We start from the raw sequence: 14,013 nt of genomic DNA, 5'->3' as shown, positions 1-14,013 counted from the left end.
TCCCTTGCAGTTATAGGTATTTTCCATTCACAAAAAATGTCCATATCGTTATAATGTTGATGTTTAAGCGCGAAAAGAGAAAATGATAAAGAGGGAATGAATATGAAGAAGATTTTGGTCAGTATGATCGCAGCCGTTTTAAGTATTACATTGGGAGCTTGCGGATCAAATCGCACAGCAACAAACCATTCTGGTTCTAGTGAGACTGAGCATACTCACTCTAATGAATATAAACAGCCAGAACAAAAGGCTGGCACGCCTCATTCAAAAAATCATAAAAAATTGGTGGATGTTACATTAGATAGAACAGTTGATGGGGATACGATTAAGGTTATTTACAACGGAAAGGAAGACACAGTTCGCTACTTGCTCGTTGATACACCTGAAACGAAGAAACCTCATTCTTGTGTTCAACCATACGGTGAGGATGCGTCAAAACGAAATGAAGAATTGGTCAACAGCGGTAAACTCCAGCTGGAATTTGATAAAGGCGATCGCAGAGATAAGTATGGAAGACTGTTAGCTTACGTTTATGTTGACGGCAAATCTGTTCAGGACACATTGTTGAAAGAAGGATTGGCCAGAGTAGCATATGTATATGAGCCAAACACCAAATACATAGACCAATTCAGACTAGATGAGCAAGAGGCAAAATCAGAAAAACTTTCCATCTGGAGCAAGAATGGATACGTGACCAATAGAGGTTTTAATGGCTGTGTGAAATAGAAAAACAATGCCTGTGAAATTTTCTGCTGTATAACACACGAGATATCTGATTTCGCAACTCCTAATAGATAGAGTTGATCTTGCTTTTTTAACCTGAATCTTTTTGAATAATATAAAAAGTGTAGATAATAAAAAAACCCTTTCACGTTAATGTGAGGGGGTTTTTTGTGTATGAACATACTACCAATATTCATCGTAAATCAAGAGGAAGTATTATTGACTTTTCCCACCAACAGTCAATACATTAGTAGTTACATTAGCACTGCCATTACTTTGATATCCCTCTACAGTAAGTGCGGTTTCATACATCTTACCCATTGGCATTCCTAAGCTTTCCCACTTTTTGAAGTGTTCGCTGACAGATACGGTTCCGCTTGTTCGTTTTGTCTGCCGGACACTCCAATACTGTTTAAAGGTTGCGATACCTATAATGGAAGGTTGGTTGATTCTAGTGGTCTCATAAATGTCATATGTCCCTCCATCAACCGTAAATGTACCCTTAGGCGTTCCTGTCGGTCTATAGGTGCCCCAATTATCGACGATGTAATATTCTACGAGCGGATCTATTGTCCATCCATAAACACACAGATATGAATTTCCTCCCGGATTGAAGGTTGCGTTGTAATGAAATGATATATTTCCAAGTTGTGAGTGAGTCTTGGTTGTATCGAATTTCTTGCCTTTTCGGAATAAAGCATTCCCGATGTTACTCCACTGGGCACTAAACGCGCCACCGCTATTTAGCGTCATACTAGTGTTCCCATAATCCTTCCACAATTCATAATCATAGCCATCTTGGGAGCCGGTTTGATTTGAGGTGATTGTAGTTGCCGCCTGTGCGGACCATGCAGGTAATGTCAGTGTCAGACTAAATAAAACTGCTACCAAAAACTTCATTCTTTTTTTCATTTGGTATCCCTCCTGTTTGATGAGAGTGTATTTGGTCTTACCGTTGTGCTCACCACCTTTCAAAAGAGGCTGCCATGGTAGTCAGATTATTATTCTCTCTATCCCCCTAAAAAGCTTAGTTTATAATGTAATAGCCTTTTGTTTTTTGAAAATAGAATTGCATGAAATCACTTTTTGATACCGCTTTCAATTTTGTTAACAGATTTATAAAACCAATTTTCCATCATGCACTTGTAATATCAACAAGCGCCTTTGATGGTGATTCGTCGTTTTAATTGTTCTTTTGTCCCTTATCATTCGTTTTTTCGAAAGCTCTTCAAAGCTGTATTGAGATCCTTTGTGCGAGTGTAAATGTTCTTATACAAATCAAATAGTGTTTTATATTTTTGCACATTTTGTTCCCTCGGATAAAATGTAGCAGCCTTACGAATGAACTGCTTTGCACATTCTTCAAGGGATTCAAACCACCCACTTCCAAAGGCAGCCAGCATAGCAGCCCCCATGGCTGGGCCTTGTTCATTTTCTAACTTAATCACTCTCGCATTGAAAATATCAGCTTGCATTTGCATCCACGTTTCATTTTTAGCTCCCCCACCAATAGAAACGACAGTATTAACTGATTTTCCCGCTTCGCGGAATAGCTCAATTGATTCATGTAAAGAGAACGTGATACCTTCCATTATCGCCCTCAAAAAGTGCTCTCTTTTGTGGGCTCCATCCATTCCGATCAAGCTTCCCCGAATAGAAGAATCAGCATGCGGCGTTCTTTCACCAACCAAATAAGGAGTGTATAGCAGCCCATTGGCTCCTATCGGAATAGATTCCACCCCCTGCAATAATTGCTCAAACGATTCGTTTGGTGCAAACGTTTTTTTAAACCAGTCCAAGCTGTATCCTGCAGCGAGCGTGACTCCCATCGTATAAAAAGAATCTTTTTTTCCATGATTAAAAAAGTGCACTTTCCCTTTAAAGTCTCTTTCATTGTCTTCTTCGTGGGAAAGTATGACCCCTGACGTCCCAATACTGCATAATGTTTTGCCGGAAGAAAGAATATCCGCTCCAATAGCACCGCAAGCATTATCTGCTCCCCCAGCGTACACTTTTGTTTTTTCCAATAGTCCTGTCTCCGCCGCGACGTTCGGAAGCAGCGATCCTACACAATCATGAGATTCAACAAGCGGAGGACAAATATCTGCAGAAATACCAAATTGATTGCAAATATCATCGCTCCACTCCTTGCGGGCAATATGTAAAAGTAAAGTCCCTGCTGCATCGGAGTATTCAGTGTGAATAGCACCAGTCATACGGAATCTCACATAGTCTTTTGGAAGCAAAAAAACAGCTGTTTTTTTGAAAAGTTCGGGTTCATTTTCTTTCACCCATAACATTTTAGGTAATGTAAACCCTTCTAGAACGCGGTTTTTTGTGATGTCCAGCAGATGATCGCCAAATTTCTCGGTAATCCTGATACATTGAGGCGTCGTTCTGGTATCATTCCAAAGAATTGCATGACGCAACACCTGATGATTTTGGTCAAGCAGCACTAACCCATGCATTTGACCTGAATAGCTTATCCCGTCAATATCCTTGACTTGAACATGGGATATAGAAACCAATTCAGCCAATGCTTCAATTGTTTGCTGCACCCAGTCTTCAGGATTTTGCTCACTATATCCCGTCTTCTCTTGGATGAGCGGATAACGTTTGGAAGTTTCTGCACAAACCTTGCCGTTTTGATTGACTAAAATGGTTTTAACAGCACTCGTCCCAAGATCTATTCCAATGACATACTTCATTTTTTCACTCTCCTTACCCTTTTAAAAAACCATTCACTCTAAATAAATCCCAATTATAGAAATTACCCGTCATAACAATCAGAAAGAGTAAAGGAATTATGACGGGTAGTTCGGTGACTTTGTATCGCAGGATCTGGAGCTTATCCCGTTATACTTCTAAAATGTATTGGTTCAATATCGCTTTTAATCTCTCCTGTCTTCCAGATTCGTTTTTAATTGATTTATTATTTAGCGCATATTGCTCAAGTGTATTGAAAGTAGCTCTTCCTTCTATAATCTCAAGACCAATCCCTTCAGTAAAGCTGCGGTAACGGTGTTGAATCACATCTTCAAACACACGGTCTTCGATTAATTTATGGGCGACTTTCAACCCTCTTGCAAATGCATCCATCCCTGCAATATGGGCATATATTAGATCATCAGGCTCAAAAGAAGATCTTCTGACCTTCGCGTCAAAGTTTAATCCGCCGCTTCCAAGGCCGCCATTTTGCAGAATTTCGTACATTGCTAAAGTCGCAGAATATAAATCTGTCGGAAATTCATCCGTGTCCCAGCCTAACAGTGGGTGTCCCTGGTTTGCGTCAACAGAGCCAAGCAGACCATGCACTCTTGCCATGCGTAATTCATGTTCGAATGTATGCCCGGCTAGTGTGGCATGATTGGCTTCGAGATTTAATTTAAAATAATTGTCTAAGCCATATTGCTTCAAAAAGGCAATGGTTGTCGCTGCATCTGTATCGTATTGATGGGTGGTCGGCTCTTTTGGTTTTGGCTCAATCAAAAACTGCCCTGTGTACCCGATTTCCTTCGCGTAATCCACTGCCATATGCAAAAATCTTGCCAAATTATCAAGCTCAAATTTTAAATCGGTATTTAACAATGTTTCATATCCTTCACGGCCGCCCCAAAATACATAGTTCTCGGCGCCAAGCTCTTTTGCTGTTTCTAACCCTTTTTTCACTTGTGCTGCAGCATACGCAAACACATCTGCATTGCAAGAAGTCGCAGCGCCATGGACGAAACGGGGATTTGTAAACATGTTTGCAGTATTCCATAATAACTTAACGTTGCTATTTCTCATGTAATCTTTAATCATGCTCACGATCACATCTAAATTTTGGTTAGTCTCTTTTAGCGTACTTCCTTCTGGTGCAATGTCCCGGTCATGAAAAGCAAAATATGGTGCATCTAGTTTTTCAAACATTTCAAATGCTGCTTCTACTCTCACCTTCGCTAGATCCATGCCTTTATAGTGATCCCATGGTCTTTGCATTGTAGCTGCTCCAAAAACGTCTGTGCCATCAGCAGTAAATGTATGCCAATAAGCAATAGAAAATCGCAAATGCTCTTTCATCGTTTTTCCGCCGATTACTTCTTGAGGATTATAATATTTAAATGCTAAAGGATTAGTCGAATCTTTCCCTTCGTAAACCACTTTGTTTGCGCTTCCAAAATAGTTGGTTGAACTAGAATGAGATTGAGCCATGTGATATCCCCCTTAAAAATAAATTCAAAACATGATTCTTCAAATACAGCTGCATTTTATTTCATATTGTAAGTAAGTTGCACATTAGTTTGTTGCCTGAACAAACTAACTTATTTTCATCTTATATAACCTCATCAGTATTTTCAATATTTTTTTTAGTTTTTTATGAACACATTAGATATAATAAAGGGAAGATTCGCTATGTACTATGTTCATACTTAATTTAAAGGTTATACAAATGGAGTGGATGAAGTGGATATCGCAGATCAAACCTTTGTTAAAAAAGTAAATCAAAAATTATTATTAAAAGAAATACTTAAAAATTCACCTATTTCAAGAGCAAAATTATCTGAAATGACTGGCTTAAATAAATCAACTGTTTCATCACAGGTAAACACACTAATGAAAGAAAATCTTGTATTTGAAATAGGTCAAGGGCAATCAAGTGGCGGAAGAAGGCCTGTCATGCTTGTTTTTAATAAAAAGGCAGGATACTCCGTAGGAATAGATGTTGGTGTGGATTATATCAATGGCATTTTAACAGACCTTGAAGGGACGATCGTTCTTGATCAACACCACCATTTAGAATCGAATTCTCCAGAAATCGCTAAAGGCATTTTAATTGATATGATTCATCATTTTATTACGCATATGCCCCAATCTCCTTACGGTCTTATTGGTATAGGCATATGTGTCCCTGGACTCATTGATAAAAATCAAAAAATTGTTTTCACTCCGAACTCCAACTGGAGAGATATCGACTTAAAATTTTCTATACATGAGAAGTTCAATGTGCCTGTTTTTATTGAAAATGAGGCAAATGCTGGCGCATATGGAGAAAAAGTGTTTGGTGCTGCAAAAAATCACGATAACATTATTTATGCAAGTATCAGTACAGGGATAGGGATCGGTATTATTATCAACAACCATTTATATAGAGGGGTAAGCGGTTTCTCTGGAGAAATGGGACATATGACAATTGACTTTAATGGTCCTAAATGCAGTTGCGGAAACCGAGGTTGCTGGGAATTGTATGCTTCAGAGAAGGCTTTATTAACATCTCTTCAGACGAAAGAGAAAAAAGTGTCCTACCAAGATATCATAGAGCTCGCCCACCTGAATGATATCAGCACCTTAAATGCATTACAGAATTTCGGATTCTATTTAGGAATAGGCCTTACCAATATTCTAAATACATTCAATCCACAAGCCATCATTTTAAGAAACAGCATAATTGAATCACATCCTTTGGTTTTCAATTCAATTAGAAGCGAAGTATCGTCCAGGGTTTATTCCCAATTAGGCAATAGCTATGAATTATTACCATCTTCCTTAGGAAAAAATGCACCGGCATTAGGAATGTCCTCCATTGTGATTGATCATTTTCTGGATATGGTTACAATGTAATTTCACTCTACGCTCATCTTTAAAGATGAGCTTTTTATTTGTTATATATAGGGCACATTCTAATATAAAAAGGAGTTCTAAAATAGAGCCTCCTTTTTCATATACACTTTATTTTTCTTTATAACGAAAATATTTAAAATCGGCCGGAATATGATGACCACTGGTATCTTGACATTGCATCCCTACAAAGGCTCCTGTGAAGAATCCTCCTCCACGGATGTAATCATCTGATAATTTTTTCGATTCCAATGCAATATCAATTTTGTGCCAATGTTCTTTGTTAAAAGAATAGAAATAATAATATTTTTCCTTGTCGATATTTACTTTTAAATATACATACTTTACTTCACGAGGAATAACAATTTTATTGTGTAATGGCTGTGAAAAAGAAAAGTTATCACATATTGTTAATTCAAGAATACGGCCGAGTTTTTCATCATGCGTGATTTGAAGAGCCGTCCAGTTCTCTGTATTGTAGTAGTTTACCAATCCAGCGGCTTGTTGAAAATTTTCCGGGAAAAACGCTACAGCTGTTTCCGCTTCAAAATGGAGGCTTTGCCAGCGTCTGGCTACAAATGCCTGAGTAAATGTCGAGGTTAATGATTCATGACCGTATAATCGTAAATGATTTGGCACCTGAGTCAATGAACCTAATTCGTTCGTGAACGGGATCCTTAAAGTTTGAAAATTGATATTTAATGTTGAATCCTCAAATTCATCAACTTCGGGGTACGTTGCTTCAAACACGGTTTCGGGTATAGAAGGCGCTTCCACCTCCAAGCTTCCTTCTTTTCCACCTGCTACATAGGGCCATTCATCTTTCCAGTAGAGTTTTTGAATAGCTGTTTCTCTGCCCAAAGGACAATATCCTCTCTGCTGAAAAATTGAATCATCGTCTGGATGAATCGGACGTCCCGTTAAATGAGCTAAATACCACTCACCTGTATGTGTTTGAACAATGGATGCATGTCCGCATTTTTGCAATGGATTTCCTGGATCATGCCATGACGTTAAGATTGGATTATCGGGATGAACTTCATATGGTCCCTCAATATTTGTAGAACGGGCAATTGTAGCAGCATGTTCGAACCGTGTTCCTCCTTCTGCAGTTAGTAAATAATAATAGTTCCCGATATGATAAAGGTGCGGAGCTTCTGTTAGCTTTCTATCAGTTCCTTTAAATATAACTTTTGGTTTACCGATTAATTTTTGCTCCTTATCAGAATATTCCTGGATAACAATTCCTCCAAATGAGTGCCGATCAATACGGTGATCCCATAACATATTTAATAAATATTTTTTTCCATCCGTATCATGGAACAAAGAAGCATCAAACCCCGAGCTGTTTAATGTAATCGGCTCCCCCCAATCACCATTAATCGTTTCACAAGTAACTAAATAATTGTGACAATCTTTCCAAGCGCCATCTACTACCTTAACGTCCGTATAGATCAGCCAAAACCTTCCATCACTATAGCTTAAACATGGTGCCCAAACCCCACCTGAATTGGGATTTCCTTTCATGTCTAATTGTGAAACTCTCTGTAAAGGGTGTGCAACTAAGCGCCAATTGACTAAATCTTTTGAATGGTGTATCTGGACTCCCGGAAACCACTCAAATGTAGATACAGCGATATAATAATCCTCTCCTACCCTGCAAATACTTGGATCGGGATTGAATCCTTTAAGTACTGGATTGGTAATCTTCATTTGGGACTCCTCCTCAGTTATTTAAGCTTTGAAATCATCAATATGATCCAAATAAACTTTGTCTCTATTCTCTAATTCTCGAACCATGTTTTTATATTTTTTCTCATCTAAGTTATAGAAATTAATATCAATTAAAGCCAGAGCCAGCAAGAACACGGGAATAATGGTTGTTGTAATTAAAATCCCCGTTAATGCCGCCGGGGTTTGTGCCTTATTTGCCACATACCCAAACTTATCAAGAACCAGACCCGGAACAACTCCTCCTAAGGCCATACCAAACTTAAAGAAAAATCCGATGATAGCGTAAATGAGCCCACCCATTCTTTTCCCAGTCCTGTACTCTCCATATTCTATTGTTTCAGGAATAAGCGCCCACATATATCCCCCGGCAGTGAGACTTCCAGCAGCAGCGATTAATCGACAGACAAGTATGAGGTATACATTACTTGGCGGAACAAACAGTAAAGCTAAGAGGCCGATCATATTCAGTAATAATGCATAGTTTAGTAATTTCTTCTTCCCCAAAAATTGATGAAGCTTTGGAATAAACGGTAAAATGACCAAAGCGGGCAAACTACCTATCAAACCGTACCACTTCACCAAATCCTCTCTTTCTAAGTTATACGTTACGTAATAAATGCCAACCGAATTACTGATGGAATTCACTCCAAAAATAATAATAAAGAAAATACTTAATACAACAAGTGGACGATTAACACGAAACTGCTCAAATATATCCGTAAATTTAATTTTTTCTTCGGATTTTTGAAGAGTGACACGCTCTTTTGTGCTTTTAAAACAAAAGATTAAAAGGCACCCGCCTATCATTCCCAAAATACCCATGGTTAGTTGCCAGCCAAGAGATTCGTTGCCAGAAGTATCGCTTAAATAAGCAGCCAGTAAGGGAACAAAAAATGCAACGACAAGTCCTCCAAGATTCGCAAATAACATACGAACTGATGTTATACTAACCACTTCTTGATTATTTCTAGTCATTGCAGAAGTTAACGCTCCATATGGAACGTTTATCGTAGTGTATGTAAGCGACAGGCCAACATAGGTCATATAGGCATATATTAATTTCCCCATATCCGAAAAGTCTGGGGTTGTAAAACAGAGTATTGCCAGTATGACAAATGGAAAAGCTCCGAATAAGAGATACGGTCTAAAGCGTCCAAATCTGCTGTTCGTTCTGTCAACTATTGTTCCAATAAAAGGATCAGCGAGAGCGTCGATTATTCTAACCACTAAAAACATAGTACCGGCTGCTGCTGCCGATAAACCAAATACATCTGTATAGAAGAACAAAAGATACGTAGATACTGTTGCATAAATTAAATTACATGCAAAATCTCCAGACGCATATCCAACTTTTTCAACCATGCTAATCTTCTTTACATTTTCACTGAGCATGATTTCTCCCCTTTTCGATCCTTTAATATGGAACAGTGTGAAACGGTATGAAAATTCCCTTAAACTTATGGACTGGAAGTGTTTATAAAAGCGCTTTCAAAACAGAGCATTTTCATCACCTAAAAGGTGATCAACAGCAGTAAACTCATCTTTTTTCGTCTTACTTTATATGCTGGAAAAGGATAAAAGCCTCTTTCTTTTGTTTCTTATATTGTTTAGCTCCAAATAATTGAGCCTCTAAACCCCCCTTCCATCCGTACTTAACAAGAGCCTTATCAATGGACAATTAAAGTTCACCTCATTAGTTTGTTGATCAAACAAACTAACTTGACTTAATATTATAAAATCCCTTTGACTTTTTCAACATATTTTTCAGAAAGTTTAAACAGAATCAATTAAATATTGATTTTTGACTCTTTCGTTATATTCAGTGTCTCAAATATTTGCGAATGTCATGTATCAATTAACGATGATCAGTCCAAAAACAGATTCTGGTGTAACCACATGACAAAGATGATCTATACGAAATAAGGAATTGGTTAGTGGTAAGCTGCATTTTAGAGTTTGATAAAGGTGATCACAGGATGTATGGAGACTGTTAGTAGATTTATGCTGAAGGCAAGCCTGGTTATGAATTGAAAGAAAAGGAATGGCCAGGGTAGTTTATGTTATAAGTCCAACACTATATACATATATCAATACAGGAAAGATTAATAAGAAGCAAAAATAGAGAAGCTTTCAACAGGAGCAGAAATGGCTATTTGACTGTCTGAGGATTAAAGACTGTGTTAAACACTATGATTTATCCTTTCAAACGTATTTTAATCTTAAAAATTTAATCGAGACTGGAAACAAAAGAGAATACAGAAATGAATTCTGTATTAATTTATTCAATATGTTAATTTTACTTTGGTCTTTATGATTCTTCTTCCTTCTTCTATAACGATCTAATAAAGACTTTTTATAAACCTTGAGGTAATCATCAACCGTTGCAAATGATATTTCGCTCCGTCATCTTCAAAAACCTCTAGGTTATTATAGTCTATATCTGCAAATGGTTTTAAATCCTCAATGTAAGCAATGCCTATTTTCGTATTAGTTTTCTTAAATTCATGCTCATGTAAATTAACCATTTTGTATCCATGTAGTTCCATCACTTTTTTTAGTTTTTCCCACTTTTCCTCTAAAAAATTAAACGAATAAGGATATCAATATCTTTTTGGGAAAAGTCCAACCCTGTTACCTTTTCAAGACCTATAGAGCCATATAATAATGGAATTATATCTAACTCTTTATTAAAGGTTTTAGCTATATTGATAATTCATTATACAATTCCATTTTACATCCCCGATATTTGGTGATTAATGATTAAGATTCATCTTGAATCTCCATAAGTCCTTCAATACTTTCGTGAGGTAATATCTCAAAGGGTTATTTTTTCAAAAATCCTGAAAGTCATCTGTACAATATCTAAAAAGCCTTAAATACTGAATTAAAGAAAAACATCAATATGATAATGGCCAGCACAACAACAATTTCAAAAGTATGTGAACTGCCATCTTCTTTTTCTCGTTCTTTCTTCTCCCTCATTTGCTCCCTATATTTTCTTTGTATTTCATCCTTTTTTTTATCCATCTTACTCGACCCCTTTCAACATAAAGTAAAGTCAAGCAATTCTGAAATTTTTCATCCCGTTCTGTTGACACTTAATTTAATTCGATCCTCATCATCAGCATATGGTTTTTTGATAGTTCTATACCAATTGAATCATTCATTTCTCAGCCCGACCTTTAGAATCCTTCCCTAATTGCGTAAAACCATTTTAGCTGTTGTCCCTGGCTTGTCGAACTGAACTAGAGCCATATAAAACTTAGATTTTATTCAGTTTCTATTAAAAAAGAGTATTACATGTACTTATACTCTTCTACCCAGTCGTGATATTTTTCATAAAGGTGACGTATTCGTTTGAAATCAAGAGCTATGACTTCACATCCGCGGTCATCATAGATAAAGAAAATAATGTCTTTTGTAATGTTCACAAAGAAAACATCAGGGTACTCAATAGAGTAACCTCCGAATTTCGGTTTTAATGGAAAATCCTCGTTACTGGCTGCTTTAAGTAATTCAGTTACACGTAAGTCTCGAGGTTTGCATAACAAGGAAAATTGTTGCATCTCATATTCTTCAGCTTTATCGATTTCGAAAGGGTAGGGATAAGTCTTCACCAGAATTTGATTCAAATGATTTTTACACTTTAGAAACGGTTGATACACCTTTAATTTTCTTATACATTTCTCTTTCTTTTTGTGCTTATACATATTCGTCACAAGGAATATGTCATCATTTTGTTCAAATAATTCATTAAAAATGATTGAGATTTGTTCATATACAATCCGAAACATCTTTAGATTCAATTCTTCATTTGCTTTGAGTTGATAGATATTTTCCCCAAGACAAAAATGGATTCCTGTTCCCCATTGATTATAGATGCTAGGAATTAATTCGAGGTTTTGAAACCTTTCCTCCATATACCCTATTACATTCATTCACACATTCTCACTTTCGGTTAATCGGATGATTTTATGTAGACCTAGAAAAATTGTAATTCCTTCCTATGATTGCAACTTTAGTATACCATTTTCACTCTGGGCGATCGATAGGAATATGGTCTTTTGGGAACCCCCTAAAAAATTATGAACATCTGTGACAGGTTCACTTTATTCTCTGAGTTCAATGACATATTAAGTAATTCAACATAGATCAATTCTTACTAAGGCAAAAGTGAGAAGATCGGTTATAAAAATGATTAACGCTAGATCAGTAAAGTTCAATTCCACTCTTCCTCTAAAATGGTGTAATAATATTCATCACACCATTCATTGCCTTTTGGAATACACTTTTTAAAAAAACCTTCTCTTCTCATTCCAATCTTCTCCATAACTCGGTATGATGGAATATTCTCAGGTTGACAAGTAGCTATAATCCTATGTAATTTCATTTCTTTAAATCCATAATCCAAGATAGCCTGCGCTGCTTCAGAAGCATATCCTTTATTTTGATAATTCGGATTAAACACCCACCCAATCTCATATGTATGTTCACCAAAATACTTATGAAAAACAATATGACCTATAAGAAAATCTTCATCTATTAGTATGACAGGAAATTTTTCAGCGTCATCACCTTTGTTTTTATTTACAAATGCTTTTGCGTCTTCTTCAGTAAAAACCCCTTCTGGTATATACTTCATAACATTAATATCTGACGTATACTCATATACAGCTTGCCAATCTTTGAATTCGAATTCACGTATCAATAACCTTTTTGTTGTTATGTGCATTAAAGTAACTCCCCTCATAAATACTTGATCTTTTATTTCGATATTTAGACAACAATAACCTTTTAAATAACTATCCTTATTCAACAATATTGCCTCTTACTTAAATCAACTGATTTCTGATAGTGAGGACGCGGAGTGCGAAGATAAAATATGTGAGTATTCAACAAACATCCCCTTACAATTAAGTAGGGGATATTGTGTTAACAACAAAATTGTTTAAATTGATATTCCTTATTAAGCTTTTCAAGGTGTGAAATTTCAACTTCGTATTGGCCTCCATAAACTCTGCTTATTTTTTGAACTTCTTCCTTTGAGCCAAAAAAAATAACTTTAAAATCATCATTTACGTATTGAACTACAAAAAAATCACCAAAATCATCAAATGTATTTTTATTTATCGAAATAAAACCATTTAATTGAGCTGTTGTTTTTACACTAATTCGTCTGCCACCACTCACAACATCAAATCCATGCTGATTAGTTTGGCGTGCTAGAGTGCCGTTGGTTTGGATTGCACAAATGAATTCACCGATTCGGCCAATTAAATGCCTCAATTCTGTAGGCTTACAGTTCAATACATTCATTTCATATCTCAAGATTTGGTTATATTCATTATAAAGGTTTTCAAGTTGTTCTTTACTAATGATTTCAGCTTGATCATTTATTTGGTTATTAGTAATAGAAGCTTTTCGGAGTGATTTAACACCGTTTACCCATTCGCCTACGATAACTTCCTTATCTTCCCCTTTTGATTTTCTGAAAATAAGCCCTGTATAAAGAGAGCTTTCACCTAAGTATTTGTAAGAACTTCTATTCACATATTCAAAGAGGTGCTTATTAAAAGAAATCCCCTTATTATACCGGTTATAACAATAATCTGATAAAATAATGCTATCCGGTTTAGTTCCGTATTTTTCTTGAAGGGTTTTCTTTACTTCTTGAGGTGTAACTAACTCATTGATCTTATTTTTCAAAACATCTTTAATTTGCTCGTAAATTGTCATTACACTTCCCTCAAATTGCAGTTTCTTTGGTTGTTGAAATTAGTCATAACCTAAACGTTATTCTGAAACCAGTTTATAATACTCTTGGAGATTCGGATTTACTTCCCAATATTTCGTTCCATTAGAAGACACTAGCATATCAAACCATATTTCGAAATTAGAATCTAAGTTAATCGCATCTTCAATATCATCAATTGAATCAAGATATAACATATAACCTAA

11 protein-coding genes and 2 pseudogenes are annotated in these 14,013 nt (G+C 36.3%); 2 read left to right on the top strand and 11 right to left on the bottom strand.

Annotated features, from left to right (window positions below; genetic code table 11):
• Nucleotides 1-102 precede the first annotated feature (102 nt).
• Nucleotides 103-726: a thermonuclease family protein gene (locus BLL41_RS19055; protein WP_071579079.1), complete on the top strand. Its 624-nt coding sequence runs from the start codon at nt 103-105 to the stop codon at nt 724-726.
• A gap of 213 nt (nt 727-939) precedes the next feature.
• On the opposite strand, the gene BLL41_RS19050 is transcribed toward BLL41_RS19055, so the two are convergent.
• The 3 genes from BLL41_RS19050 to xylA form a co-directional block, all read right to left on the bottom strand.
• The gene (locus tag BLL41_RS19050; RefSeq protein ID WP_071579078.1) at nt 940-1,635 is read right to left on the bottom strand and encodes a glycoside hydrolase family 11 protein; all 696 of its coding nucleotides are present in this window, start codon (nt 1,633-1,635) and stop codon (nt 940-942) included.
• A 293-nt stretch (nt 1,636-1,928) separates the two neighbouring features.
• Nucleotides 1,929-3,431, bottom strand: a complete 1,503-nt coding sequence (gene xylB / locus BLL41_RS19045; RefSeq protein WP_071579077.1) for a xylulokinase — start codon at nt 3,429-3,431, stop codon at nt 1,929-1,931.
• A gap of 148 nt (nt 3,432-3,579) precedes the next feature.
• Nucleotides 3,580-4,917 (bottom strand): xylose isomerase, encoded by a 1,338-nt coding sequence (gene xylA, locus BLL41_RS19040; RefSeq protein WP_071579076.1) that lies wholly within the window; start codon nt 4,915-4,917, stop codon nt 3,580-3,582.
• A gap of 252 nt (nt 4,918-5,169) precedes the next feature.
• Between xylA and xylR the strand changes: the two genes are divergently transcribed.
• Nucleotides 5,170-6,324, top strand: a complete 1,155-nt coding sequence (gene xylR, locus BLL41_RS19035) for a transcriptional repressor XylR (RefSeq protein WP_071579075.1) — start codon at nt 5,170-5,172, stop codon at nt 6,322-6,324.
• 108 nt (nt 6,325-6,432) lie between these two features.
• Here xylR and xynB read toward each other — a convergent pair whose 3' ends face one another.
• The 8 genes and pseudogenes from xynB to BLL41_RS22705 form a co-directional block, all read right to left on the bottom strand.
• Nucleotides 6,433-8,034, bottom strand: a complete 1,602-nt coding sequence (gene xynB / locus BLL41_RS19030) for a xylan 1,4-beta-xylosidase (RefSeq protein ID WP_071579074.1) — start codon at nt 8,032-8,034, stop codon at nt 6,433-6,435.
• 21 nt (nt 8,035-8,055) lie between these two features.
• Nucleotides 8,056-9,447: an MFS transporter gene (locus BLL41_RS19025; protein ID WP_071579073.1), complete on the bottom strand. Its 1,392-nt coding sequence runs from the start codon at nt 9,445-9,447 to the stop codon at nt 8,056-8,058.
• Nucleotides 9,448-10,320: 873 nt separating this feature from the next.
• Nucleotides 10,321-10,785 (bottom strand): annotated as a pseudogene (locus BLL41_RS23155) (hypothetical protein); the annotation flags it as partial.
• Nucleotides 10,786-10,917: 132 nt separating this feature from the next.
• Nucleotides 10,918-11,082 carry a hypothetical protein gene (locus BLL41_RS19015; protein WP_003231681.1) on the bottom strand — a complete coding sequence of 55 codons (165 nt, stop codon included), beginning with the start codon at nt 11,080-11,082 and terminating at the stop codon, nt 10,918-10,920.
• 269 nt (nt 11,083-11,351) lie between these two features.
• Entirely contained in the window at nt 11,352-11,993 is a 642-nt protein-coding gene (locus BLL41_RS19010) for a DUF3885 domain-containing protein (protein WP_071579071.1), read from the bottom strand.
• A gap of 281 nt (nt 11,994-12,274) precedes the next feature.
• The gene (locus BLL41_RS19005) at nt 12,275-12,787 is read right to left on the bottom strand and encodes a GNAT family N-acetyltransferase (RefSeq protein WP_071579110.1); all 513 of its coding nucleotides are present in this window, start codon (nt 12,785-12,787) and stop codon (nt 12,275-12,277) included.
• Nucleotides 12,788-12,987: 200 nt separating this feature from the next.
• On the bottom strand, nt 12,988-13,791 hold the full coding sequence (locus BLL41_RS19000) for a DUF7225 domain-containing protein (protein WP_071579070.1): 804 nt from the start codon (nt 13,789-13,791) through the stop codon (nt 12,988-12,990).
• Between the two features lie 57 nt (nt 13,792-13,848).
• Nucleotides 13,849-14,013 (bottom strand): annotated as a pseudogene (locus BLL41_RS22705) (SMI1/KNR4 family protein); the annotation flags it as partial.

Source organism: Bacillus sp. FMQ74, assembly GCF_001875785.1.
GTDB lineage: Bacteria > Bacillota > Bacilli > Bacillales > Bacillaceae > Bacillus > Bacillus stercoris.
This window is presented reverse-complemented; position numbering and strand designations above follow the sequence as displayed.

Bases quoted from the DNA above. Each gene is read 5' to 3' on its own strand.
- BLL41_RS19055 (WP_071579079.1), top strand. From the start codon at position 103: ATGAAGAAGATTTTGGTCAGTATGATCGCAGCCGTTTTAAGTATTACA.
- BLL41_RS19050 (WP_071579078.1), bottom strand. From the start codon at position 1,635: ATGAAAAAAAGAATGAAGTTTTTGGTAGCAGTTTTATTTAGTCTGACA.
- xylB (WP_071579077.1), bottom strand. From the start codon at position 3,431: ATGAAGTATGTCATTGGAATAGATCTTGGGACGAGTGCTGTTAAAACC.
- xylA (WP_071579076.1), bottom strand. From the start codon at position 4,917: ATGGCTCAATCTCATTCTAGTTCAACCAACTATTTTGGAAGCGCAAAC.
- xynB (WP_071579074.1), bottom strand. From the start codon at position 8,034: ATGAAGATTACCAATCCAGTACTTAAAGGATTCAATCCCGATCCAAGT.
- BLL41_RS19025 (WP_071579073.1), bottom strand. From the start codon at position 9,447: ATGCTCAGTGAAAATGTAAAGAAGATTAGCATGGTTGAAAAAGTTGGA.
- BLL41_RS19015 (WP_003231681.1), bottom strand. From the start codon at position 11,082: ATGGATAAAAAAAAGGATGAAATACAAAGAAAATATAGGGAGCAAATG.
- BLL41_RS19010 (WP_071579071.1), bottom strand. From the start codon at position 11,993: ATGAATGTAATAGGGTATATGGAGGAAAGGTTTCAAAACCTCGAATTA.
- BLL41_RS19005 (WP_071579110.1), bottom strand. From the start codon at position 12,787: ATGCACATAACAACAAAAAGGTTATTGATACGTGAATTCGAATTCAAA.
- BLL41_RS19000 (WP_071579070.1), bottom strand. From the start codon at position 13,791: ATGACAATTTACGAGCAAATTAAAGATGTTTTGAAAAATAAGATCAAT.